The following is a 22,484-nucleotide window of genomic DNA, read 5'->3' as shown; positions in this document are numbered from 1 at the left end:
GCGAAGGCCTCCTTGCCTACCCTCAAGGTAGTGAAGGGGCCCTTCACGGACCCTAGGTCCCTCAAGGAGTCCTTCACGGACCGCCCGACCGACTCACGCGCCCCAACTGGGAAAGTCGCCCTCCGTGGCGGCGGCACCTGCGCCACCCAAGCCCGCATTCAGAGGACGAAACGCGGAGGGAGGGCGCGTGAACGGCGGGGGCGGCCGTGATCAGGCAGACTCGTGTCATGCGGGTCACAGTGCTGGGTGCGTCGGGGCGGACGGGGATTCACGTGGTCCGGCTCCTGGTGGGGCGGGGACATCAGGTGCGGGCGGGGTTGCGCAGCCGCCGTCGCGCCGAGGAGGTCGCCGGGCTCGGCGCCGAAACCGTGGTCGCGGACGTCACCGCCGACGCGGACGACCTCGTCGAGGCGCTCGCCGGGTCCGAGGTCGTGATCAACGCTATCGGCGCGCCCGATCCGGAGCAGGCCTCGGTCGACCTCGTCGACCGCGACGGCGTGATCACCGCGATCCGCGCGGCGGAGAAGGCGGGGGTCTCGCGGTTCGTGCAGCTTTCCGCGCAGTTCGCGGATTCGCCGGATCAGGGCGACCGGCTGGTGCGGTCGATCCTGATGGCGAAACAGATCTCCGACAGCGTCCTGCGCCGGTCGAGCCTGAACTGGACGATCGTCCGCCCCGGCACGCTCACCGACGAGCAGCCGACCGGTCGCGTCAAGCTCGGCGGTCACCTCGAACCCGGGCACGTCTCCCGCGCCGACGTCGCCGGGGTCCTGGTCGCCGCCCTCGACGAGCCGCTCGCGGAGAACCAGGGGTTCGACGTCATCGGCGGCGAGATCCCGATCCCGTCGGCGCTCGCCGCACTCAGCTGAGCGCCTTCTTCCGTTCCCGCGACGCCCGCAGGTTCGCGACGTTCCCGCAGGTCCGCACGTCGTGCCAGACCCCGCTGTTGTTGCGCGAGACGTCGTAGAACGCCGAACGGCAGCCGTCGAGACGGCACAGTTTCAGCCGCGGCCAGATCCCGGCCTGCTGCGCGAGCAGCGTCTCCGTCCACAGCGCCGAAGCGAGCCACTGCCGTCTGGCGCCGGACGGGAACAGCCGGACGACGCCGTCCCGCACGGCCAGATCGGCCTTGACCGGTTTCTCGACGGTGGCTTCGTCGCCGTCCAAGAGCGCGACGAACGACTCCCGCAGATCGCGAAGCGCGCGAAGGTCACCCGTGCCCAGCGAGATCTCGGGCACTTCGGAGTCCCGGGTCTTCGACCATTCCGCCAGCGTCCCGGCAAGCCACGGCCGCGCCAGATCGACGTCGCTCAGCAGGTCGAGGCCGTGCGTCTTGATCGCCTTCGTGTTGAGGAAGTCCTGAACGAGCGCCAGCCCCGAGGGGGCGGTGCGTAACCGGTATCGGTCGGTCGCGGTCCATGACATAAGTCAAGGGTACTTGACTCTGTCATCTCGCGCCGCCATCCTGACGACAGAATCAAAAGTCGAACACTTCTGTCAGAGGAGCGAGTCATGACCTCCAACGAAGGTGCGGTCGTCCTGGTCACCGGCGGACAACGCGGACTGGGCAAGGCGTTCGTCGCCGAACTGCTCGACCGCGGCGCCGCCAAGGTCTACGCGACGGCCAGGACGCCGCGCGAGGAGACCGATCCGCGGATCGTCCCGCTTCCGCTCGACGTCACCGACCCGGAGTCCGTTCGCGCGCTGGCCGCCGAAGCGAGCGACACGACGATCGTCTTCAACAACGCCGGCGTCCTCGGTCTCGGCTCGCTGCTGGCCGAAGACGTCGACGCGCACCGGCCGGTCTTCGAGACGAACGTCTTCGGGGCGCTGCGCGTCGCGCAAGCGTTTGCGCCGCTGCTCAAGGACGGCGGCGCGCTGGTCAACGTGCACTCCGTCCTGTCCTGGGCGGCGGGCTCGGGGTCCTACGGCGCGTCGAAGGCGGCCTTCTGGTCGCTCACCAATTCGCTCCGCATCGAGTTCGCCGAGCAGGGCACCCGGGTCGTCGGCGTCCACCTCGGCTACACCGACACCGACATGACCCAGGGCCTCGACATCCCCAAGAACGACCCGCGCGACGTCGCCCGCCAGGTCGTCGACGGGCTGGAGAAGGGCGAGACCGAGGTGCTCACGGACGACCTCACCCGCCGGGTGAAGGCCGCGCTGTCCGGTCCGGTCGAGCACCTCGGCACCAGCCGCATCGCCGGGTAGAAAACCGTTGGCGGGAGCACTCCGGCACGGGGTAGCTTCGCCGCCATGTGTGCTTCCGCGTTCACCAGGATCCGCCGCGCCTAGCGGCGGATCCAGCGCGTCCAGCAAGGAACCGCCGCCCGAGCGAGTCATCGCCGGGCCTGCCTCGTGCTGCCCGGCTCACCTCGAAGCCGCGGAGATCCCTTGCGCACACATCGTCCTGGCCGTCACGAACTCGGCCAGAACTTCCTCATCGACCGGAACATCATCGAGAAGCTGGTGCGGCTCGTCGCCGCGATCGACGGTCCGATCATCGAATTCGGCACCGGCGACGGCGCGCTGACCCTGCCGCTGGAACGGCTCGGCCGGTCGCTGACCGGCATCGAAATCGACGACCGTCGCGCGGCCCGGCTGGCGGGCCGCGTCCGGGCATCCACCGAGATCGTCACCGCGGACTTCCTGCGGTTCCCTCTGCCGAAGACGCCTTACGTCCTGGTCGGCAATCTGCCGTTCCACCTGACCACCGCGACGCTGCGCCACGTCCTCGCCGCTCCCGGCTGGACGGACGCCGTCCTGCTCGTGCAGTGGGAGGTGGCGCGCCGCCGGGCCGGGGTCGGCGGCGCGACCATGCTGACCGCGCAGTGGTGGCCGTGGTTCGACTTCGGGCTGGTCGGCAGGGTCCCCCGCGGCGGCGTTCCGCCCCAGGCCCGGCGTCGACGGCGGTCTGCTCACCATGGCCCGTCGCGAGCGGCCGCTCGTCGACGACGCGGATCGCGAGCGCTACCAGGACTTCGTGCGGCGGGTGTTCACGCGCCCCGGCCCGGGCGTCGTGCCCAAAAGCCTCACCGCACACCAGTGGGCTGAGGCGTTTCGGCTTCGGCGAGGAAGTCCGGCTCGCGGGCGCGGCGCTTCGTCGACCCGAACAGGACGCCGCCGATGACGACGGCCGCGGCGATGATCTCCACCAGTGAGGGCCGCTCGTCGAGGACCAGGAACGCCATCGACAGCCCGACCACCGGCACCAGCAGCGAGAACGGCGCGACCACGCCGGCCGGGTTGCGGCGCATCAGCGACGTCCAGATCCCGGAGCCGACGATCGTGCCGAACAGCACGACGTAGGCGAGCCCGCCGAGACCGATCAGCCCGGTGGTCGTGCCGAGGGTGCTCAGCGAACGCCCGATCTCGGCGGGCCCCTCCATCGCCAGCGACAGCGCGAACATCGGCAAGGGCGGCACCACGGACATCCAGAGGACGAAGTTCAGTGGGTTGTCCGGCGCCGCCTGCCGCGTGCTCAGGTTGCCGAACGCCCAGCTCAGCGCGCCGAGCAGGGTCAGGATCACCGGCAGCAGGGTGGCGTTCCCGGCCTGCTGCCAGGCGATCGTCGCCATCCCGGCGACGGCGAGCAGAATCCCGGCGAGCTGGCGTCCGGACACGCGTTCCCGCAGGAAGACGGCGCCGAGCAGGACGGTGAACGGGGCCGAAGCCTGCAGCACCAGCGACGCGAGACCGGTCGGCATGCCGGTGTCCATCGCGATGAACAGGAAGGCGAACTGCCCGGTGCCGAAGCCCAGTCCGTAGCCGAGCAGGTGGCGGATCTTCACCTTCGGCCACGGCACGAACAGGATGGTCGGGATCGCGATGATCGCGAAGCGCAGCCCGCCGGCGAAGACGGGCGGGAACTGTCCGAGGGTGGCGTGGATGGCGAGGAAGTTGCAGCCCCAGAGGACGACGACGAGCAGGGCGAGCAAACGGTCGCGGGCGGGCATGTCTTCACTCTGACGTGGATGACCATTTAGGACCAGCGAGAATATTTGCAGCGACCGTTCAGTTCGGCTTCACATATGCTGGCGACATGGACATCGGCAGGCTGCGGACCCTGCGGGAGTTCGCCGACCGCGGCAGCGTGACGGCGGCCGCGAAGGCGTTGCACTGCACGCCGTCCGCGGTTTCCCAGCAGCTGCGCGCCCTGCAGGGTGACGTCGGTCTCGCGCTGACGGAGCCCGCCGGGCGCGGGCTGCGGCTGACCGACGCGGGCCGCGCGCTGGTCGCCCGCGCGGACGACGTGCTCGCCGCGCTCGACCGCGCCGAGTCCGAATTGGACACTTATCGCAGTGCCCCGCGCGGCCGGGTCCGGGTGGCGATCTTCCAGTCGGCCGGGCTGATGCTGCTGCCCGGGCTGCTGCACCGGGTGGCGGAATTCGACGGACTGGACGTCATCGTGCGCGACGTCGACATGACGCCGCCCGAAGTGCCGGGACTCGTCGCGGACTACGACATCGTGGTGGCGCACCGGGACGAGCACGCGGAGTCGCTCGGCTCGGAGCGGCTGGAGTCGCGGCATCTGCTGCGCGAACCGCTCGACGTCGCGCTCCCGGCGGGGCACAGGCTCGCGAAACGGCGCCGCATCGAGCTCGCCGAGCTGGCCGACGAACGCTGGATCAGCGTCAACGCCGGTTTCCCCGTCGACGACATCCTCCAGTCGCTGATCATCCGCACCGGCGTGCGGCCGCGGGTGGTGCAGCGCATCAACGACTTCCGGATCATCGAACGGCTGGTGGCGGCGGGACACGGGATCGCGCTGCTGCCCCGGTACACAGTGGACACCCGGCGCGGCAGCGGCCTGGTCTGCCGCCCGCTCGCCGGGATCAAGGCGGCGCGGCACGTCGAGGCGGTCTGCAGACTGGGCGCGTCCTCGCGGCCCGCGGTGGCGAAGGTGCTCGACGCGCTCGCCGACGAGGTCGCGGCGCTCACGGGCGAGCGTGACTCTTCAGGTGGTCCAGCGCGATCTTGAGCGCGTCGGTGATCGGCGTGATGTCGTGCCGCAGGTGGGCCATCAGCAGGCCGCCCTGGAGACAGGTCATCGTGGCCTGCGCGAGCCGGACCGGGTCGGCGTCCTCGGCGAGTTTCCCGTTTTCCTGCAAGGACTTCAGGCCGCGTTCGAGATGGGATTCCCAGGTGCGGTAGGCGTTGTCCAGCAGCGGGGCCATTTTCGGATCGTCGCCGAGTTCGCCGGTGAGGTTGCCGAGTGGGCAGGCGACCGGCCCTTTCGAGGTGCTCTGGATGGCGAGGATCTCCTGGGCCCACTGGTCGAAGTCCGCCCATTCGCGGAGTTCGAAGATCGTGGGCTGGTTGCCGAGGATCAGTTCGAGGCAGCGGTCGATGACCGCGCCGACGAGTTCGTCCTTGTTCTTGAAGTAGTGGTACATCTGCGATTTCCCGGCGCCGCTGGCCGCGAGCACCTTGTCGACGCTCGTCGCGGCGACGCCGTTGACGTACATCAGTTCCGCCGCCGCGTCGACGATCGCGTCACGAGTCATCCGCCCTCGCGGGGTCTTCGCCGGTTGACCACTCATGTACCGAATAGTACAGTCAGCCGCACTGTACCGATCAGTACAACCAAAGGAGCTGACGATGGGGGATCTCAACACCGACCTCGCCGACCTGCGTGCCGCTGTCGCGGAGCATTTGCCGGAGGAGGTGGCGCCGGTGCTCAAGGCCGATCGGGAGAAGTTCGCCGGGATGGTCGTCGAGGCGGCGGTGAAGCCGGGCGCGGCGATGCCGGACTTCACGTTGCCGGACGCTTCCGGTGCCCGGGTCCGGGTCGCGGACGGGCCCGCGGTCGTCGTGTTCTACCGCGGCGCGTGGTGCCCGTACTGCAACCTCGCCCTGCGCGCGTATCAGCAGGAGCTGCTGCCGGAGCTGGAGAACCTGGGGATGAGGCTGGTCGCGGTCAGCCCGCAGCTGCCGGACGGCTCGTTGTCCACAAAGGACTTGGAGTTCACCGTGCTGTCCGATGTGGACAACGAGCTCGGACACGCGCTCGGCATCACGTTCCGCCAGGACCCGGAGCTCAAGCCGACCTTCGACGCGCTGATCGGCGACGTCGAGAAGATCAACGGGGCGGCGGAATGGGAGCTGCCGTACCCGACGGTCCTGGTGGTGGACGGTGAGGGCGTCATCAGGTACGTCGACGTCCACCCGGACTACACCACCCGCACCGACCCGGCCGACATCCTGGCCGCGGTGAAGGCCCTGTAGAGGTACGTGAAGGCCCCCTTCCTGTACTCGGGCGCGGTGCTGAGCGGGGGGTGCGAAAGCCACTTTCGCAACCTTCAACGTTGTGAAAGTGGCTTTCGCAACCTGCGGCGGGATACGTGAAGCCGGAACGCCGCCAGAGACACAGGGGACGAGCCCGTCGATCCCGGGTTCCGGGGGTGACGCACGTCGCGAAAGCCACTTTCGCGACGTCTGATGTCCCCAAAGTGGCTTTCGCGACACGGTTACGAGCGGGCCCACGCCCAGCCGCGGCCTAGGTACATGAAGGCCCCCTTCCTGTACCTAGGCGCAAGGAAGGGGGCCTTCATGTACTTGGGAACGCCGGAAGCTACCGGTTCGCCCGGTTCACCGCCGACACGACGGCCCGCAGCGAAGCGGTCACGATCGACGGGTCGATCCCGATACCCCAGAACACCCGGTCCGAGATCGCGCACTCGATGTACGACGCCGCCCGCGCGTCGTCGCCCGGCGAGAGCGTGTGCTCGCTGTAGTCCAGCAGCCGCAGGTCGAACCCGACGGTCGACAGCGCGTCGAAGAAGGCCGCGATCGGGCCGTTCCCGCGCCCGGTGACCTCGTGCTCGTCGCCTTCGACCCGCACGGTGGCGGTGATGTCGTACTCGCCGTCGCCGTTGTCCCGCACGTGCTGGCGGACCAGCTCCAGCGGCGTCTTCAGCTCCAGGTACTCGGCCGAGAACGCGTTCCACATGGTGGCCGGGTCGACCTCGCCGCCCTCGGTGTCGGTGTGGCGCTGGACGACCTTCGAGAACTCGATCTGCAGGCGCCGCGGCAGGTCGAGCTGGTGCTCGGCCTTCATGATGTAGGCGACGCCGCCCTTGCCGGACTGCGAGTTCACCCGGATCACGGCCTCGTAGTTGCGGCCGATGTCCTTCGGGTCGATCGGCAGGTACGGGACCTCCCACGGGTGCTCGTCGACGGGCGTGCCCGCCTTGTCGGCGGCGGCCTTCAGCGCGTCGAGCCCCTTGTTGATCGCGTCCTGGTGGCTGCCGGAGAACGCGGTGAACACCAGGTCGCCCGCCCACGGGCTGCGTTCGTGCACCGGCAGCTGGTTGCAGTATTCGACGGTCCGCTTGATCTCGTCCATGTCGGAGAAGTCGATCTGCGGGTCGACGCCCTGGCTGTACAGGTTCATGCCCAGCGCGACCAGGTCGACGTTGCCGGTGCGCTCGCCGTTGCCGAACAGGCAGCCTTCGATCCGGTCCGCGCCGGCCTGGAAGCCCAGTTCGGCGGCGGCGATGCCGGTGCCGCGGTCGTTGTGCGGGTGCAGCGACAGGATCACCGAGTCGCGGCGCTCCAGGTTGCGGTGCATCCACTCGATCGAGTCGGCGTAGACGTTCGGCGACGCCATCTCGACGGTGGCGGGCAGGTTGAGGATGGCGGGCTTCTCCGGCGTCGGCTGCCAGATCTCGGTGATCGTGTTGCAGACCTCGAGCGCGTAGGACAGCTCGGTACCGGTGTAGGACTCGGGCGAGTACTGGAAGCGGAAGTCGGTGTCCGGCTGCTTCGCCGCGTAGTCGACGACCAGCTCGGCCGCCTGCGAAGCGATCTTCGTGATGCCGATGCGCTCCTCGCGGAACACCACGCGACGCTGCAGGATCGACGTCGAGTTGTAGATGTGGACGATCGCGCGCGGCGCGCCTTCGAGGGCCTTGAAGGTGCGCTCGATCAGCTCGGGGCGGCACTGGGTCAGCACCTGGATGCTGACGTCGTCCGGGATGGCGCCCTCGTCGATGATCTCGCGGACGAAGTCGAAGTCCGTCTGCGACGCCGCCGGGAAGCCGACCTCGATCTCCTTGTAGCCCATGCGGACCAGCAGGTCGAAGAACTTGCGCTTGCGCGCGGGCGACATCGGGTCGATCAGGGCCTGGTTGCCGTCGCGCAGGTCGACCGCGCACCACAGCGGGGCGGTGTCGATGCGCTTGTCCGGCCAGGTGCGGTCGGGCAGCGAGATGTCCTCGACCAGGTCGTACCAGGGGCGATAGCGGTGCACGGGCATCGAAGTGCCGCGCTGGGTGTTCCACGGAGCCTGCTCGGAAGGGGCAGGGCGAGTGGGTTTACGGATGCTCATGAGGGGACGGTTCTCCTGAAGAATCGGGTGCGACGACCGGCACCACGAAGCCCCGCGACGGGGAGCCGGTCCGATCAGGCCCCGTCGCGGCAGCGAAGCAGGAGAGCTCGAGCCACGAGGCCACCTTAACCGCGAGATCGCCCGGAAGGAAACCCGGGCCGCGATCGAACCGTGACCAGAGTGGCGCCCATTCGGGTTACTCGCGGGTAGCAATCGGACCAGGGAGCGTGCCACACTGCCCCGCATGGGCGAGCACGCTGAAGAGAAGGAAACGGCTGATCAGGAGACCCGGCGCAAGGTCGACTGGCGGGCCGGGAGCGGTCGCGCGGCCGGGATACTGGCGAGCGTCGTCCGCTGGGTCGGGCTGATCTTCGCGGCCATCCTGGTGCTGCACGTCGTCTTCGTGATCGGCGAGGCGAACCCCGACAACGGCATCGTGTCGTTCGTCCGCGGCTGGGCCGACGGTCTCCTGCTGGGCTTCAAGGATCTCTTCATGCCCGAGGACGCCAAACTCCGCGTGCTGATCAACTACGGCATCGCGGCGGTCTTCTGGATGGTGGTCACCGGAATTCTCGCGAAGATCATCCGCCGCGTGGGCGGTTCCGCCTAGCCCCGGAGCATTACGCATCGAAGGATGCTCGGCCTCAACCGCTCTCGGGCGGTGCCTTACGAGATCGTCGCGATCGGAACTTCGGCGGGCGGAGTCAAGGCACTCGTCACGGTGCTGGGAGCCTTGCCCGCCGATTTTCCCGTGCCCCTGGTCATCGTCCAGCACCTCGATCCCCACCACGACACGGTGCTCGCCGAGATCCTCGACCGGCGTTCACCGTTGCGGGTGAAATTGGCCGAACCCGGCGAGGTGGCCGCCGGCGGCGTCGCCTACCTCGCGCCGCCGGACCGTCATCTTCTGGTCGCGCCCGGCGGCAAGCTCGTCCTGTCGAAGGGCGACAAAGTGCGATTCGTCCGGCCATCGGCCGATCTGCTCTTCGAGTCCGTCGCGGAGGTCTACGGGCCCACCGCCCTGTTCTGCGTGCTGACCGGGACCGGTTTCGACGGCTCGAAGGGTGCGAAGGCGGCGATGTCTCATGGCGGTACCGTGGTCGCGGAAGATCCGAGCACCGCGGAATTCAAAGGCATGCCGCAGGCCGTGGCGAATGCCGTGGCGGTCGACCTGATGCTGCCGCTGAAAGACATCGCGGGCGCGCTGGTGGCCTTGACAGACGGAACGAGGTCGCTGTGAACACGCACGATGGCGAAGTCGAAGACGAGCGGGACCTCGAAGCCCTGCTGACGTTCATCAAGGACTCCCGCGGATTCGATTTCACCGGTTACAAACGAACCTCACTCGCCCGCCGGGTCCACAAACGGATGCAGGCGGTGAATTTCGAGCGGTACGCGGATTACCGCGATTTCCTGGAGCTCAACGCCGAAGAGTTCCAAGAGCTCTTCAACACCATTCTGATCAACGTCACCAGTTTCTTCCGGGACCCCGCCGCCTGGCACTACCTCCAGACGGTCGTCGTCCCCGAGCTGGTCGCCAAGGCCGGACCGGACGGGGACATCCGGATCTGGAGCGCCGGTTGTTCGAGCGGGGAGGAGGCGTACACCCTCGCGATCCTTTTCGCCGAGCAACTCGGCATCGAGGACTGCACCAAGCAGGTCAAGATCTACGGCACCGACGTCGACGAAGAAGCCCTGCGCGAGGCCAGGGCCGGGGTGTATCCCCTGAAGGCGTTGGAAAAGCTCCCTCCCGGGGCATCCCCTTCAGACCGGGGGTCTGCGGCGAGCGTGAACTGCTGAGCAGATGGCCCCGGTTCGGCCCGGCCGCGCGGGAACTCGGCGTCCGGGCGGTGGTTTCGGCCCGGCTGGGGCTGCTGGAGGCACCGCTGGGCACCCTCATCGCGTACCGGCCCGAACCCGAACCGGACGCCGTTGTCGCCCGTTCGACGAAGGTGGTGGCCGACGTCCTCACCGACACCGCGTTGCATCCGGGCACGCTGATCGACGTCGAGGACGGGCTCCCCCTGCATCCGCTGTTCGGCGACAGCGATCTGCGGGTCGTGGTCCATCAGGCCACGGGAATGATCATGAGCAGCCGTCAGTGCACCGCTTCGGACGCGCTGGCCCTCATCCGCGCGCACGCCTACTCGCTGGACGAAAGCGTCATCGAGGTCGCGCGCATGATCGTGGACCGGACGACGGCCCTCAACTGACGGCGAGCCTTTGGTAGGCCTCGACGGCGGCCTTCGGGTCGTCTGCCTGGAACTTCACGACGCGGACGGTCTCGGTCCTGCCGAGCGGACGGGTCATGGTGATCGGCTCACGCAGTTCGACGACCAGGTTCGTCTCGTAGAAATTGTCGTGACTGAGCCAGGTTTCATCGCGGAACGGCTTCGCCTTGAGCGGGTCGTGGCTTTCCTTCGCGTACCGCAGCGCGGCGACGTTCTCTCGCGGGATTCGCACGTCGTAGAACGAGCTGTAGCGCACCCGCACCTCGCGCGACGAGACCACGTGCGGCCGGACGACGGTGCCGGCGTAGACCCCGAACACCAGCAGCACCGAGTACACACCCAAGACGAGCAGCACCACGTCGAAGACCAGACCGAAGTCGATCAGCCAGAAGAGACCCGCTTCGACGGCGCTCACCACCGTCATGACGACGAAGATCGCCTTGCCGTTCGCGCCATAAGGCACGGCCACGGCATCCCCGTCGACACCGTCCTGGCGGCCTCTCACATAGAGCCAGAGCCCCTTCATCGTGCGGGATTCGTTGCGGACAAGACTGTGCAAAGCCCCCATGACCCCAGGTTAGCGATCGAAACGGGTCAGGATCTTCAGCGCGTCGGCGGAACCCGGGTCGTTCGGCGTGTAGATCTCCAGCCGATGGTCGGGGCTGTCGGGCTGGAGCCACACCTGATAGTCGACGTCGACCGCGCCGACCGTCGGATGCCGCAGGCGCATGGCGCCGACGGTGCAGTCGGCGACGTCACCGGTCGCCCAGAGCGTCGCGAACTCGTCGCTGCGCATGGTCAGTTCGCCGATGAGCCCGGCGAGGCGGGCGTCCGTGGGATGGCGGCCCGCGGTCAGCCGCAGGTAGGCGACGTGGACGCGGGCGAGTTCGGCCCAGTTGCCGAACAGCGCGCGGGTGAGCGGGTCGAGGAAGAACATCCGCGGCACGGACGGCCGTCGTCCGGGATCCCCCGGCGAGCCGAAGCCGACGTGTTCGGCGGTGAGCGCGTGCCCCGCGCGGTTCCACGCGAGGACGTCGCCGCGCCTGCCGAGCACGACGGCGGGCACGGTCTCGCCGAGGTTCTCCAGCAGCGCGAGGACGCGGGGATGCGGCTCCTCCGGGCCGGGGTCGGACAGCTTCGGGAGCGAGGACTGCCGGGCGAGGTTGTGCAGGTGGACGGTTTCGACGTCGTCCAGCCGGAGCGCGCGGGCGAGCGCGTCGAGCACCTGCTGTGAAGCGGTTTCGGCCAGTCCCTGCTCCAGCCGCGTGTAGTACCCGGCGCTCACCCCGGCGAGCTGGGCGAGTTCCTCGCGGCGCAGACCGGGAACGCGGCGGGAGGTGCCGTAGGTGCGCAGGCCGATCTCGTCCGGGGTCACCCGGTCACGACGGCTCTTGAGGTACACGCCGAGGCTTTCCATGCCTTCGAGCCTAAGTTCGCCCGCGGCCGCGTGGGTGTACCTGGCGGGTGTACCCACGGCACGGGGATGGCTGGGAAGTCGGCGCCGACGCACCGTCGAGGGCATGACAAGACGGCACAACCGGGCCTGGTTCGGCCTGCTGGTGATCCTCTGCCCGGTCTTCCTGGTCTCGATGGACGGGTCGATCCTGTTCCTCGCGATGCCCAGGATCGGCCAGGCGCTCACGCCGACGGCCGATCAGGCGTTGTGGATCCTGGACGTCTACGGCTTCGCGGTCGGCTCGCTGCTCGTCGCGTTCGGCAACCTCGGCGACCGGTACGGCCGCTTGAAGCTGCTGATGATCGGCGCCGCCGTGTTCGGCGCGGCCTCCACCGGTGCGGCGTTCGCCCCGAACCCGGAACTGCTCATCGCGTTCCGTGCCCTGATGGGGCTGGCGGGCGCGACGCTGCTGCCGTCCGCGCTGGCCGTGCTGAGCGAGCTCTTCCCCGATCCGCGACGACGGGCGCGGGCCATCGGCGTCTTCGCGGCCGCGTTCGCCGCCGGTTTCGCGATCGGCCCGGTCGTCGGCGGTGTCCTGCTGGAGCGGTTCTCCTGGGGTTCGGTCTTCCTGGTCAACCTGCCGGTGATCGTGGTGTTCCTGGCGCTCGCGCCCGTGTCGCTCCGGGAGGTACGCGTCACCCGGCCGGGTCGCGTGGACGCGCTGAGCGTGGTGCTCTCCGCCGCCGGTCTGCTGCTCGCGATCTACGGGATCAAGCACGCCGCCGCCGACGGGCTGTCCGTCGTCGCGGTCTCGGCGGGGATCGCCGGGGCCGGGCTGCTCGTGTGGTTCGTCCGGCGCCAGCGTGGTCTCGACCACCCGCTGATCGAGTTCTCCCTGTTCCGCGACCGGGTCTTCACGATCGCGGTCGTCACCGGGCTGCTTCCGCTGGCCGCCTGGTCGGCGGCCGCGTACCTGTCCGGGATCCACCTCCAGTCCGTGCTCGGCCTGCCCGTGCTGCACGCGGCGCTCCTGGCGCTGCCCGGCGCGGCGGTGCTCACCACTCTGTGCGTCGTCACGCCCGCGCTGGTCGACCGGATCGGCAAGCGCGCGGCCCTGATCACCTGCCACTTCTCCATCGCGCTCGGGCTGGCGTTGCTGCTCATGACCGGCGTCACGGGCGGGGCGGGCTGGTACGTCGCCTCGACCGTGGTCGCCGGGGTCGGCTACGGCATCTCGTTCAGCGTGGTGGCCGACACCGCCGTCGGCGCGGTGCCCGCCGAACGGGCGGGGGCGGCGGGCGCGATCGCCGAGACGAGCAACGAGATCGGCAACGCGCTGGGGATCGCCCTCATGGGGTCGCTCGCCGCGCTGGTGTTCCGCCTGGCCGGTCCGGGTCTCGCGCCCACGCTCGGCGAAACCCTTCAGCACCCGGGGATCGCGCCCACCGTCGTCGTTGACGCGAAGGAGGCTTTCGTCGCGGGTCTGCACACCGCCGTCGCGGTGCTGAGCCTGCTGCACGTCGGGCTCGGCGTGCTCGCCCTGCGCTGGCTCCCTCAGTCGGAGAAGGCGCTCGTGCCCCAGCCGTCGGTGTAGGCGAATTCCGCCAGCGAGAGACGTTCGCGCGGCGCCTTCTCGCGCTCGATCCGCCAGTCCTCTTCCAGTACCGAGGGATCCGCGGGGTGGCCGACGGCGATGGCGACCTTGGGGACGACGTCGTCGGGCAGCCCGAAGAAGTCCGTCGCCGCTTCGGCGGAGAAGCCGGCCATCTGATGCGCGATCAGGCCGAGCTCGACGGCCTGGAGCACGAGGTTCTCGCTCGCCAGCCCCAGTCCGTACTCGGCGTACGGGACTTCGCCCTTCTCGTTCGTGGTCACCATCACGCCGATCAGCAGCAGCCCGGCGCGACGGGCCCACGCGCTGTTGCCCGAGTTGAGCGTCGAGAGGATCCGGTCGAACGACGGCGTGCCCCGGAGTCCGACCAGGTAGCGGGCGGGCTGGGTGTTGCCGAACGACGGCGCCCAGCGCGCCGCTTCGAGCAGCGCGCGGACCTGGTCGTCGGTGACCGTGGCGGCGTCGTCGTAGGCGCGAGGACTCCACCTGGCGGCCAGGATCGACGCGATCGGGGTACTCGTTTGGGCGGGTTTGTGCATTGGCCGACCGTAACAAGGGGTGCTCTCCGTCACTAAAGTGAAAGCCCTCCGACTATTTCGTTGGTGTTAAGGAAGATTTACTTCGAGAAGTCCCTGAAGTGGTGTTCAGGCCCACTTACGAGGGTGGCGGGTGTGCGTGACGCCGGTAGGCTTTCGCCCAAATAAGGGACGCGGGGGCTCCTCGGTGCCCACCAGGAGCACGCCCGGCCCGTCGAGGAGGTTCGGGCGTGGCCCTCGTGGTCCAGAAGTACGGCGGTTCGTCGCTGGAAAGTGCCGACCGGATCAAACGCGTCGCGGAACGCATCGTCGCCACCAAGAAGGCGGGCAACGACGTCGTCGTCGTCTGCTCCGCCATGGGAGACACGACGGACGAGCTGCTCGACCTGGCTCAGCAGGTCAACCCGGCGCCGCCGGAACGTGAGATGGACATGCTGCTCACCGCCGGTGAGCGTATTTCCAACTCGCTGGTGGCGATGGCGATTTCGGCGCAGGGCGCGGAGGCCTGGTCGTTCACCGGTTCGCAGGCCGGTGTGGTGACGACGTCCGTGCACGGCAACGCGCGGATCATCGACGTCAGCCCCAGCCGCGTGACGGAGGCCCTGGACCAGGGCTACATCGCGCTGGTGGCGGGCTTCCAGGGCGTGTCCCAGGACACCAAGGACATCACCACCCTCGGGCGCGGCGGCTCGGACACCACCGCCGTCGCGCTGGCCGCGGCGCTGAACGCCGACGTCTGCGAGATCTATTCCGATGTGGACGGTGTGTACACCGCCGATCCGCGGGTCGTGCCCGACGCGCGCAAGCTCGACACCATCGCCTACGAGGAGATGCTGGAGCTGGCCGCGAGCGGGTCGAAGATCCTGCACCTGCGTTCGGTGGAGTACGCGCGGCGGTACGGCGTCCCGATCCGAGTCCGTTCTTCCTACAGTGACAAGCCGGGCACCACCGTGACCGGTTCTATCGAGGAGATCCCCGTGGAACAAGCGTTGATCACCGGTGTGGCGCACGACCGCTCCGAGGCCAAGATCACGGTGACCGGGGTGCCCGACACCGCCGGCGCCGCCGCCAGGATCTTCCGGGTGATCGCCGACAACGAGATCGACATCGACATGGTGCTGCAGAACGTGTCCAGCACCTCGTCCGGCCGCACCGACATCACCTTCACGCTGTCGAAGGCCAACGGGGCCAAGGCCGTGCAGTCGCTGGAGAAGATCAAGGGCGAGATCGGCTTCGAGTCGGTCCTGTACGACGACCATGTCGGCAAGGTGTCGCTCGTCGGCGCGGGGATGCGTTCGCACCCCGGTGTCACGGCGACGTTCTGCGAGGCGCTCGCGCAATCGGGCGTCAACATCGAAATCATCAACACCTCGGAAATCCGGATCTCGGTCCTGATCCGGGACGCGCAGCTCGACGACGCGGTGCGCGCGATCCACGAAGCATTCGAACTCGGCGGCGACGAAGAAGCCGTCGTCTACGCGGGGAGTGGTCGCTGATGGCTGAAGGCCTGCGAGTAGGAGTTGTCGGGGCGACGGGTCAGGTCGGTGGCGTGATGCGCCGCCTGCTGGCCGAACGGGGTTTCCCGGTCGGCGAAATGCGGTACTTCGCTTCGGCGCGGTCCGCGGGCTCGAAACTTCCTTGGCGTGACGGGGAAATCGTCATCGAGGACGCGACGACGGCGGATCCGTCCGGTTTGGACGTCGCGCTGTTCTCCGCCGGTGGCTCGACCTCGAAGGCGCAGGCGGAGCGGTTCGCCGCGGCCGGTGCCACGGTGATCGACAACTCGTCGGCCTGGCGGATGGACCCCGAGGTCCCGCTGGTCGTCAGCGAGGTCAACCCGGAAGCGGTCAAGGAAGCGCGCAAGGGGATCATCGCGAACCCCAACTGCACCACCATGGCCGCGATGCCGGTGCTCAAGCCGCTGCACGCCGAAGCGGGCCTGGTGCGGCTCGTCGCCAGCACCTACCAGGCGGTGTCCGGCAGCGGGCTCGCCGGTGTCGAGGAGCTGGAAGGCCAGCTGGCCGCGGCGGCGCCGAACGCGGGCGCGCTGACCCACGACGGCGCGGCGGTCACCTTCCCCGAGCCGAAGAAGTACGCGCGGACCATCGCGCACAACGTCCTCCCGATGGCCGGGTCCCTTGTGGACGACGGCGAGTTCGAGACGGACGAAGAGAAGAAGTTCCGCAACGAGAGCCGCAAGATCCTGAGCATCCCGGAGCTGCGTGTCTCCTGCACCTGTGTGCGGGTGCCGGTGTTCTCGGGGCACTCGATCTCGATCAACGCGGAGTTCTCGCAGGCGCTTTCGGTCGCTCGCGCGACCGAGCTGCTGTCCGGCGCGCCCGGCGTGGAACTGTCGGACATCCCGACGCCGCTGCAGGCCGCCGGTCAGGACCCGTCCTACGTCGGGCGGCTGCGGACGGACCCGGGTGTCGACGGCGGTCGCGGTCTCGCGCTGTTCCTGTCGAACGACAACCTGCGCAAGGGCGCGGCGCTCAACGCCGTGCAGATCGCGGAACTGGTCGCCGCGAACTCCTGACCCGGGCTGAAGGGGCCCTTCGCCGCATGCGATGCGGTGAAGGGCCCTTCAGTCTCGTCAAGGCTTCGTGGCGCCGAAGCAGGCCGCGTACCGCGTCGCCAGGAACTCGGCCCGCGCGTCCCCGCTGTAGGCCCACATCCCGCAATCGGCCCGCGTCCCCAGGTGCCGGAACTGCTCGACGGCCTCGTCGAAGCGCCCGTTCTCCACGAGCGCCTTCGCCGCGTACGCCCGGTCCGAGCGCGTCGACGGGTGATCCCGCCCTTCGCCGTTCAGCCACGCCACGATCCCGTCGAGCGCGCCGGCGACGCGCGGGTCGCGCCACGCGGGAACGTCCTGGAACTCGGATTCGTGCGCGGCGACCAGCAACAGCGGAGCCAGCTTCGGCGACTTCGCCGCGGCGGTCTCGGCGAACTCCCACATCTTGTCGTCCGAGCCGAACCACTTGGCGCACCAGTACTGCAGCGCCCGCGTGTGCGCCCCGCGGTGCTGCGGATCGCGTTCGGTGAGTTCCGCCCAGACCTGGAGGTACCGGTCGTTCTCGTACTGCCGCCCCATCGCGATCGCGAGCGCGGTCACCCACGGCGTCGGATCCTCGGGAGCGAGCCCGGACGCCTCGCGCACGGCCTCCTCGGCCTGCTCCAGCACCCGGAAGAACGCGGCGAACTGCTCTTCGGAGACGTGCTTCGCCATCAGCCCGCTGCGCACCTCCCACGCCACGTGCACCAGCGATTCCGCGTTGACCAGCGCCGCGTCCGCGTCACCGGGCCGGGCCTTGCGCCACGCGCGCAGCCACTCGTCGTCCTTCGCGGCGGCCTCGCCGAGCGCGCCGGTCACCAGGTTGCGACGGTCCCAGTCACCCCAGGTCGACGCCAGCAGCGCGGCGGCGCCTTCCCAAGCACCGCGAGCGGTCGACTCCTGGACGCGGAGGACCTCTTCGTCCGTCCAGTACTCCTTGGTCGACACCTCGCCGTCCGGCGGGAGACCCCAGCGTGTGACGTCGGGGATCTTGCCCTTGAACTTGGGCTTCTTCGGCGGCAGCATCGCGGCGAGCTCTTCCGGGGTCATGATCTCGGTAAGCTCGTCGACCTCGATGCCACGCCGCTTCGCCTCCTTCATCAGGGCGAAGACGGCTTTGCGTTCACGGGATTTGAGCAGCCAAAGCATGGAAACTCCTTACGAACGAACAAGAGTGGGTGACGGCCGGTAGCCGGCGGACACCCCGGCGGCCGTCAGCAAAGCGCGCAGCGGCGCGGTGTCGGACTCGGCGGCGGTGGCCTTGTCGAGCGCGGGCGCCAGCCGGTCCTCCAGCGGCTCGTCCAGGACGAACGGGGCCGGACCGGACCATGACAGTGACCAGCGTCCCGCGCCGACGTCGGTCAGCGCGGCGTGCACCACGACCGCCAGCCGCCCGCGGACCGAGGTCACGGCGAACTCCCGGCGCGCCCGGGAGCCGGCCCCGGCGGGCAACTTCGAGGCAGCGTCGACAGCGTCGGCCAGTTCCTCGTGCCTGCCCGCGTCGAGCAGGTCCAGCGCCATGTCCAGGGTGCGTTCACCGAGGACCTCGGCCGCCGCTTCGGCGTCGGCGTGACGGCCGCCGATGGCGACCAGGGACTGCCAGTCCGTCCGCCGTTTCGTGTGCGCCTCGTCGGAGAAGACGGTGAACAGCGCCTCGTCGAGCATCTTCTCGGCGCCGGTCAGCAGGTCGGTGGCCGGACGCTCGCCACCGGGGCGGACCGGGAACCGGGCGCCCGCTTCGAGCGTCGCGACGCGGTCGCGGGTGGCCGGATGCGTGTCCCAGCGCGAGGTCTTCTCCTCCGACGGGTTCCGCCGCATCTCCTCCATCTGCTCCGCCCTGGTCGGGTCGGTGAGCAGCGCGCGATAGCCCTCGCCGAACCGGTCCGGGAGGTAGCCCGCGTCCCAGCCGATCGCGGCGTAGTTGTTCATGAAGAACCGCCAGGTGACGGCCAGCGCTTCGATCTCGCGCAGCGCCGAGGCCGCCGCGTCGGTGCCGGCGAGCCGCGCCGAGACGGCGTCGGCCGCGAGTTCCTGGTCCCGGCAGACGCTCATCGAGACCATGAAGTACAGCTTCGCGTACTGCTTGAACAGCCAGCCGACGAAGCGCTCGAAGTAGCCTTCGCGGCCCAGGCCGTTGACCACCCGCGCGATGGATTTGCGCCCGCGGTAGGTCAGCGCGGAGAACCGGGTGTCCTTGTTGCTGTAGTGGCCGAGTTCGTGGGCGAGCACCGCGCGGAACTGATCCTGGCGCAGGCCCATGATCAGCGGGACGCCGATGATCATCCGGCGGCGCAGCACCCGCAGCCCGAGCCACGACGTCCGCTCGGTGACCGCGGCGTTGACGTCGGCGTCGAGATGGATCTCGTCCGGTGGCCGGGTGCCCGCCTCCTCCGCCAGCTCCCGGACCAGCGCCCACAGGGCCGGCTGGGACTCCGGCGTCACCACGACGCCGGGAACGTCGTCGGCGGTCGCCCGCTCGACCGTGAGCAGGGTCTTGAGCAGGATCCAGCCGACCGGAACGGTGACGATGCCGAGCTTCACCGCCGCCAGGACGTTGTGCCGGAGCGCCAGCACCTCGAGTGCCACGATCCCGCCCACGAACGCCAGCACGAGCAGCGGGAACCCGGCGAGCAAAACGGCAGCGAGCAGCCCACGTAAAGACTTCACTGTGAAACGGACCTTCCCCAGAGTTGGTGTACCCCCGACACCGAGGGGTCATTGTGCCCGAAGCCCCTCCGCGACCGATCACTTTTCGAATACGATCGAAGACTTCGCGATGAACATCACCTCACGCGAACGCGCCCGAATGTCCACTGTGGATACCGGTAAATGCGTTGTCCGGCTCGTCCGGCCCGTGCATGCTCATCAGCGGCAAAACGTTCTCCACGAAGGGAAAGTCATGTACACGGCGGTCGAAGGCTCGCGGGTTCCGATCCGGATGTGGGCCGATCCCACGTCGGTCGAAGACCAGGCCATGCGACAGCTGCGCAACGTCGCCAACCTGCCGTGGGTGCACGGCGTCGCGGTCATGCCCGACGTCCACTACGGCAAGGGCGCGACCGTCGGCAGCGTGATCGCGATGCGCGACGCCGTGTCACCGGCCGCCGTCGGCGTGGACATCGGCTGCGGGATGAGCGCGGTGCGGACCTCGCTCACCGCCGCCGACCTGCTGAAGCTCCGCCGCCGGATCGAGTCGGCCGTCCCGGTCGGTTTCGGTCTGCACAAGACGCCGGTGAACCCCGCGAAGGTGCACGGTGTCGGTGGCTGGGACGCGTTCTGGAAGTCCTTCGGCGACCTGCATCACGGCGTCCAGGACCTGCACGACCGCGCGTCGCGTCAGATCGGGAGCCTCGGTGGCGGCAACCACTTCATCGAGGTCTGCCTCGAACAGGGCGGCGACGACGAAGGCCGCGTGTGGCTGATGCTGCACTCCGGTTCGCGCAACATCGGCAAGGAGCTCGCGGAACGGCACATGGCCGTCGCGCGGAAGCTGCCGCACAACGCGGACCTGCCGGATCCGGACCTCGCGGTGTTCGTCGCGGGCACGCCGGAGATGCGGGCGTACCGGCGCGACCTCTTCTGGGCGCAGGACTACGCGGCGCGCAACCGTGCCACCATGGTCGCGCTCGTGAAGCAGGCGCTGAAGGACGTCGTCCCGCAGACGACGTTCGACGACGCGATCTCGTGCCACCACAACTATGTCGCGGAAGAGATCTACGACGACGTCGAACTGCTGGTGACCCGCAAGGGCGCGATCCGCGCGGGTTCGGGCGACCTCGGGATCATCCCGGGCAGCATGGGCACCGGTTCGTACATCGTGCGCGGTCTCGGGAACGCGTCGTCCTTCCAGTCCGCGTCGCACGGCGCGGGCCGCCGGATGTCGCGGAACAAGGCCAAGAAGCTGTTCACCGCCGAAGACCTCGCCGCGCAGACCGCCGGTGTCGAATGCCGCAAGGACTCCGGTGTGGTGGACGAGATCCCGGCCGCGTACAAGGACATCGAGTCGGTCATCAAGGCGCAGACGGATCTCGTCGAGGTGGTCGCGCACCTCAAGCAGGTCGTCTGCGTGAAGGGCTGAATTACCGGGTGATTCGTGGGTGGTGGCCGGGGAACCCGACATACCACCCACGAAATCGCTACGCTGATTTCATGAAGAGGTGGGGATTCGCAGGGCTCTTGGCGGCCGCCGGACTCGCGCTGGCGGGCTGCAGCGAGGTCACGAACGCGGTCGATCAGACGAACAAGGCCGCGACGAAGGTCAGCGCCTGTGCCGAGGCGCTCAGCCTCGCCGATCTCAACCCGGACCCGGCGACGCTCAAGGCACGGGCCGCGGACAAGGAGAAGCGCCTGCGCGAGCTGGCGAACAGCGTCGGCGAGAAGGACGTGGCGGGCGCGCTCACCGGCATGGCCGACTCGTACCTGCAGGCGCAGAAGGAGAACATCCACGACGCGGGCAAGGTCGCGGACTGGACCAAGCGCAACCTCGACCATCTCGACGCGCTCCGCAAGGTCTGCGCCTGACACTCTCGCGTCAGGAGGAAGTGAGCGCGGGCACCTGGCCCGGGGTGCGCGGGGTGCGGGAGCGCCGCCAGAACAGGCCGACCGAAGCGATCGCCAGCGCGCCCAGTGCCGAAGCCGCGAAGCCCCAGCCGGGGCTGGAGTGGTCGATCACGAACCCGATGATCGGGCTCCCGACCGCCAGCCCGATCCGGCTCGCCGCGTCCAGCAGGCCCATCGCCTCGCCGCGCACGCGCGCCGGCGCCGCCGCGCTGACCGTCTCCGTGCTCGCCGCGAGCGTCGGCGCGCACAGCACGTTGCTCGGGAAGAGCACGATCGCCAGCAGCCACCACGGGTGGTCGATCAGCCCGACCGGCAGCGTGAGCACCGCGAGCAGCACCATCAGCGTGCCCTGCGAGAGCGACCGCCGGACCGCTCCGTGGATCGCCCCGCCGAGGACGGACGCGACGCACATGAACGTGATCAGCAGCCCGGACCAGGCGATGTCGCCGCTCGCGCGCAGCGTCGCCAGGGCGGCGAGTTCCATGCCGACCAGGCAGAACAGCGCGCCGGCGGAGATGAACATCGCCATCACGAGCCGTCCGGTGAGCCAGCTCCGCACGGACGGCCGCTCCCCGGTGGCCACGTCGGTGTCGGCCTCGGAGCGGATCGGCGGGTTCATCCGGTAGATCAGCGTCGCCGAAAGCGCGAAGCAGACGCCGATGCCGGTGAGCGCGTAGACCGCGGGCAGCTGCGTGATCGCCATGATCCCGGCCGACGGCCCGATCATGAACGACGCCTCCACCAGGATCGTGTCCAGCGAGTAGGCCGCCCGCCGCTGCTCCAGTGGCACGAGCGCGGTGAGCACCAGCCGCGCGAGCGTCCCGGCGGGCACCGACAGCACGCCCGCGGGGAGCGCGACCGCCAGCAGCACCTGATACGGCAGATGCGGCGCGCTGATCCAGAACGTCGTCGAGGCCAGCCCGCAGATCGCGACCACCGGTCGCAGCCCGTAGCGGTCGACGTACCGGCCGACGAGCGGTGCCCCGATCGCGCTGCCGAGCGTGGTGGCCGCGCCGACCAGCCCGGCCGCCCCGTAGCCGCGGCCGAGGTCGTTGACCACGTACAGCGTCATCGTCACGCCCATGGCCGTCATCGGGAGCCGCGCCAGGAACATGAGCAGCATCGAGCCGCGGACTCCGGGCACGGCCAACACGCGACGGTACGGAGCCAGGGCCATGATCCGATGAGAGCGCACCTTGGTACGCGCGTGCAAGTTTTTTTCGCGTAGTTCCGGTCACCCACGCCGGGGTGTTTTCTTGACTGATT

22 protein-coding genes and 2 pseudogenes are annotated in these 22,484 nt (G+C 69.1%); 14 read left to right on the top strand and 10 right to left on the bottom strand.

Translation table 11 applies throughout. The annotated features are described in order from the left end of the window. Positions 1-227: 227 nt before the first annotated feature. Positions 228-869: an SDR family oxidoreductase gene (locus AB0N89_RS31845; protein WP_364212175.1), complete on the top strand. Its 642-nt coding sequence runs from the start codon at positions 228-230 to the stop codon at positions 867-869. Here the strand turns inward: AB0N89_RS31845 and AB0N89_RS31840 are convergent. After that, positions 862-1,425, bottom strand: a complete 564-nt coding sequence (locus AB0N89_RS31840; RefSeq protein WP_364212172.1) for a CGNR zinc finger domain-containing protein — start codon at positions 1,423-1,425, stop codon at positions 862-864. The genes AB0N89_RS31845 and AB0N89_RS31840 overlap by 8 nt on opposite strands. Before the next feature lie 87 nt (positions 1,426-1,512). Between AB0N89_RS31840 and AB0N89_RS31835 the strand changes: the two genes are divergently transcribed. After that, the gene (locus tag AB0N89_RS31835) at positions 1,513-2,211 is read left to right on the top strand and encodes an SDR family oxidoreductase (protein ID WP_364212169.1); all 699 of its coding nucleotides are present in this window, start codon (positions 1,513-1,515) and stop codon (positions 2,209-2,211) included. 183 nt (positions 2,212-2,394) lie between these two features. Continuing rightward, a pseudogene (erm, locus tag AB0N89_RS31830) lies at positions 2,395-3,010 on the top strand (23S ribosomal RNA methyltransferase Erm); the annotation flags it as partial. 22 nt (positions 3,011-3,032) lie between these two features. Here erm and AB0N89_RS31825 read toward each other — a convergent pair. Continuing rightward, positions 3,033-3,956, bottom strand: a complete 924-nt coding sequence (locus AB0N89_RS31825; RefSeq protein WP_364212166.1) for an EamA family transporter — start codon at positions 3,954-3,956, stop codon at positions 3,033-3,035. Between the two features lie 86 nt (positions 3,957-4,042). Between AB0N89_RS31825 and AB0N89_RS31820 the strand changes: the two genes are divergently transcribed. Then, positions 4,043-4,981 carry a LysR family transcriptional regulator gene (locus tag AB0N89_RS31820; RefSeq protein ID WP_364212163.1) on the top strand — a complete coding sequence of 313 codons (939 nt, stop codon included), beginning with the start codon at positions 4,043-4,045 and terminating at the stop codon, positions 4,979-4,981. Here the strand turns inward: AB0N89_RS31820 and AB0N89_RS31815 are convergent. Further along, entirely contained in the window at positions 4,938-5,507 is a 570-nt protein-coding gene (locus AB0N89_RS31815; RefSeq protein ID WP_364212195.1) for a TetR/AcrR family transcriptional regulator, read from the bottom strand. The genes AB0N89_RS31820 and AB0N89_RS31815 overlap by 44 nt on opposite strands. Positions 5,508-5,601: 94 nt before the next feature. Here AB0N89_RS31815 and AB0N89_RS31810 point away from each other — a divergent pair, with 94 nt between their 5' ends. Then, the gene (locus AB0N89_RS31810; protein ID WP_364212160.1) at positions 5,602-6,228 is read left to right on the top strand and encodes a peroxiredoxin-like family protein; all 627 of its coding nucleotides are present in this window, start codon (positions 5,602-5,604) and stop codon (positions 6,226-6,228) included. Positions 6,229-6,574: 346 nt separating this feature from the next. On the opposite strand, the gene leuA is transcribed toward AB0N89_RS31810, so the two are convergent. Beyond that, positions 6,575-8,332: a 2-isopropylmalate synthase gene (gene leuA, locus AB0N89_RS31805; protein ID WP_364212157.1), complete on the bottom strand. Its 1,758-nt coding sequence runs from the start codon at positions 8,330-8,332 to the stop codon at positions 6,575-6,577. Between the two features lie 244 nt (positions 8,333-8,576). Between leuA and AB0N89_RS31800 the strand changes: the two genes are divergently transcribed. From AB0N89_RS31800 to AB0N89_RS31785, 4 genes and pseudogenes are all read left to right on the top strand, one after another. Then, positions 8,577-8,942, top strand: coding sequence for a hypothetical protein (locus AB0N89_RS31800; protein ID WP_364212154.1), 366 nt, complete (start codon positions 8,577-8,579; stop codon positions 8,940-8,942). A 24-nt stretch (positions 8,943-8,966) separates the two neighbouring features. Next, positions 8,967-9,572: a chemotaxis protein CheB gene (locus AB0N89_RS31795; RefSeq protein WP_364212151.1), complete on the top strand. Its 606-nt coding sequence runs from the start codon at positions 8,967-8,969 to the stop codon at positions 9,570-9,572. Then, positions 9,569-10,081 (top strand): annotated as a pseudogene (locus AB0N89_RS31790) (CheR family methyltransferase); the annotation flags it as partial. The gene AB0N89_RS31795 and the pseudogene AB0N89_RS31790, both read left to right, overlap by 4 nt. 101 nt (positions 10,082-10,182) lie before the next feature. Continuing rightward, complete coding sequence (locus AB0N89_RS31785) at positions 10,183-10,545, top strand: ANTAR domain-containing protein (protein WP_364212148.1); 363 nt, start codon at positions 10,183-10,185, stop codon at positions 10,543-10,545. Here the strand turns inward: AB0N89_RS31785 and AB0N89_RS31780 are convergent. Both AB0N89_RS31780 and AB0N89_RS31775 read right to left on the bottom strand, forming a co-directional pair. Beyond that, positions 10,538-11,131: a hypothetical protein gene (locus AB0N89_RS31780; RefSeq protein WP_364212146.1), complete on the bottom strand. Its 594-nt coding sequence runs from the start codon at positions 11,129-11,131 to the stop codon at positions 10,538-10,540. The genes AB0N89_RS31785 and AB0N89_RS31780 overlap by 8 nt on opposite strands. A 9-nt stretch (positions 11,132-11,140) precedes the next feature. After that, positions 11,141-11,980, bottom strand: coding sequence for a helix-turn-helix transcriptional regulator (locus AB0N89_RS31775; protein WP_364212143.1), 840 nt, complete (start codon positions 11,978-11,980; stop codon positions 11,141-11,143). 103 nt (positions 11,981-12,083) lie between these two features. Here AB0N89_RS31775 and AB0N89_RS31770 point away from each other — a divergent pair, with 103 nt between their 5' ends. Continuing rightward, a complete protein-coding gene (locus AB0N89_RS31770; RefSeq protein ID WP_364212140.1) occupies positions 12,084-13,553 on the top strand; it encodes an MFS transporter in 1,470 nt (489 codons plus the stop codon). On the opposite strand, the gene AB0N89_RS31765 is transcribed toward AB0N89_RS31770, so the two are convergent. Further along, positions 13,514-14,110 carry a nitroreductase family protein gene (locus AB0N89_RS31765; RefSeq protein ID WP_364212137.1) on the bottom strand — a complete coding sequence of 199 codons (597 nt, stop codon included), beginning with the start codon at positions 14,108-14,110 and terminating at the stop codon, positions 13,514-13,516. The genes AB0N89_RS31770 and AB0N89_RS31765 overlap by 40 nt on opposite strands. A gap of 227 nt (positions 14,111-14,337) precedes the next feature. Between AB0N89_RS31765 and AB0N89_RS31760 the strand changes: the two genes are divergently transcribed. Together AB0N89_RS31760 and AB0N89_RS31755 are read left to right on the top strand one after the other, a co-directional pair. Beyond that, positions 14,338-15,603, top strand: coding sequence for an aspartate kinase (locus AB0N89_RS31760; RefSeq protein ID WP_093932313.1), 1,266 nt, complete (start codon positions 14,338-14,340; stop codon positions 15,601-15,603). After that, positions 15,603-16,643: an aspartate-semialdehyde dehydrogenase gene (locus AB0N89_RS31755; protein WP_364212134.1), complete on the top strand. Its 1,041-nt coding sequence runs from the start codon at positions 15,603-15,605 to the stop codon at positions 16,641-16,643. The genes AB0N89_RS31760 and AB0N89_RS31755 overlap by 1 nt, the downstream gene beginning before the upstream one ends. Before the next feature lie 57 nt (positions 16,644-16,700). Here the strand turns inward: AB0N89_RS31755 and AB0N89_RS31750 are convergent, their stop codons facing one another. Together AB0N89_RS31750 and AB0N89_RS31745 are read right to left on the bottom strand one after the other, a co-directional pair. Beyond that, positions 16,701-17,807: a DUF4034 domain-containing protein gene (locus AB0N89_RS31750; protein ID WP_364212131.1), complete on the bottom strand. Its 1,107-nt coding sequence runs from the start codon at positions 17,805-17,807 to the stop codon at positions 16,701-16,703. 9 nt (positions 17,808-17,816) lie between these two features. Then, positions 17,817-19,325: a M48 family metallopeptidase gene (locus AB0N89_RS31745; protein WP_364212128.1), complete on the bottom strand. Its 1,509-nt coding sequence runs from the start codon at positions 19,323-19,325 to the stop codon at positions 17,817-17,819. Between the two features lie 232 nt (positions 19,326-19,557). Between AB0N89_RS31745 and AB0N89_RS31740 the strand changes: the two genes are divergently transcribed. Continuing rightward, a complete protein-coding gene (locus AB0N89_RS31740) occupies positions 19,558-20,736 on the top strand; it encodes an RtcB family protein (RefSeq protein ID WP_364212125.1) in 1,179 nt (392 codons plus the stop codon). Between the two features lie 71 nt (positions 20,737-20,807). After that, on the top strand, positions 20,808-21,179 hold the full coding sequence (locus tag AB0N89_RS31735; protein WP_364212123.1) for a hypothetical protein: 372 nt from the start codon (positions 20,808-20,810) through the stop codon (positions 21,177-21,179). A gap of 10 nt (positions 21,180-21,189) precedes the next feature. Here AB0N89_RS31735 and AB0N89_RS31730 read toward each other — a convergent pair whose 3' ends face one another. After that, the gene (locus tag AB0N89_RS31730; protein WP_364212192.1) at positions 21,190-22,341 is read right to left on the bottom strand and encodes an MFS transporter; all 1,152 of its coding nucleotides are present in this window, start codon (positions 22,339-22,341) and stop codon (positions 21,190-21,192) included. Positions 22,342-22,484: the final 143 nt, after the last annotated feature.

This window comes from Amycolatopsis sp. NPDC089917, from assembly GCF_040684635.1.
Lineage (GTDB): Bacteria > Actinomycetota > Actinomycetes > Mycobacteriales > Pseudonocardiaceae > Amycolatopsis.
Note: the sequence above shows the minus strand (reverse complement) of the source record. Positions and strands in the feature narration are given on the sequence as shown.

Coding starts and splice junctions, on each gene's coding strand:
- AB0N89_RS31735 (WP_364212123.1), top strand. CDS start 20,808: ATGAAGAGGTGGGGATTCGCAGGGCTCTTGGCGGCCGCCGGACTCGCG.
- AB0N89_RS31825 (WP_364212166.1), bottom strand. CDS start 3,956: ATGCCCGCCCGCGACCGTTTGCTCGCCCTGCTCGTCGTCGTCCTCTGG.
- AB0N89_RS31775 (WP_364212143.1), bottom strand. CDS start 11,980: ATGGAAAGCCTCGGCGTGTACCTCAAGAGCCGTCGTGACCGGGTGACC.
- AB0N89_RS31810 (WP_364212160.1), top strand. CDS start 5,602: ATGGGGGATCTCAACACCGACCTCGCCGACCTGCGTGCCGCTGTCGCG.
- AB0N89_RS31780 (WP_364212146.1), bottom strand. CDS start 11,131: ATGGGGGCTTTGCACAGTCTTGTCCGCAACGAATCCCGCACGATGAAG.
- AB0N89_RS31840 (WP_364212172.1), bottom strand. CDS start 1,425: ATGTCATGGACCGCGACCGACCGATACCGGTTACGCACCGCCCCCTCG.
- AB0N89_RS31755 (WP_364212134.1), top strand. CDS start 15,603: ATGGCTGAAGGCCTGCGAGTAGGAGTTGTCGGGGCGACGGGTCAGGTC.
- AB0N89_RS31770 (WP_364212140.1), top strand. CDS start 12,084: ATGACAAGACGGCACAACCGGGCCTGGTTCGGCCTGCTGGTGATCCTC.
- AB0N89_RS31845 (WP_364212175.1), top strand. CDS start 228: ATGCGGGTCACAGTGCTGGGTGCGTCGGGGCGGACGGGGATTCACGTG.
- AB0N89_RS31835 (WP_364212169.1), top strand. CDS start 1,513: ATGACCTCCAACGAAGGTGCGGTCGTCCTGGTCACCGGCGGACAACGC.
- AB0N89_RS31795 (WP_364212151.1), top strand. CDS start 8,967: ATGCTCGGCCTCAACCGCTCTCGGGCGGTGCCTTACGAGATCGTCGCG.
- leuA (WP_364212157.1), bottom strand. CDS start 8,332: ATGAGCATCCGTAAACCCACTCGCCCTGCCCCTTCCGAGCAGGCTCCG.
- AB0N89_RS31730 (WP_364212192.1), bottom strand. CDS start 22,341: ATGCTGCTCATGTTCCTGGCGCGGCTCCCGATGACGGCCATGGGCGTG.
- AB0N89_RS31750 (WP_364212131.1), bottom strand. CDS start 17,807: ATGCTTTGGCTGCTCAAATCCCGTGAACGCAAAGCCGTCTTCGCCCTG.
- AB0N89_RS31740 (WP_364212125.1), top strand. CDS start 19,558: ATGTACACGGCGGTCGAAGGCTCGCGGGTTCCGATCCGGATGTGGGCC.
- AB0N89_RS31765 (WP_364212137.1), bottom strand. CDS start 14,110: ATGCACAAACCCGCCCAAACGAGTACCCCGATCGCGTCGATCCTGGCC.
- AB0N89_RS31800 (WP_364212154.1), top strand. CDS start 8,577: ATGGGCGAGCACGCTGAAGAGAAGGAAACGGCTGATCAGGAGACCCGG.
- AB0N89_RS31820 (WP_364212163.1), top strand. CDS start 4,043: ATGGACATCGGCAGGCTGCGGACCCTGCGGGAGTTCGCCGACCGCGGC.
- AB0N89_RS31815 (WP_364212195.1), bottom strand. CDS start 5,507: ATGACTCGTGACGCGATCGTCGACGCGGCGGCGGAACTGATGTACGTC.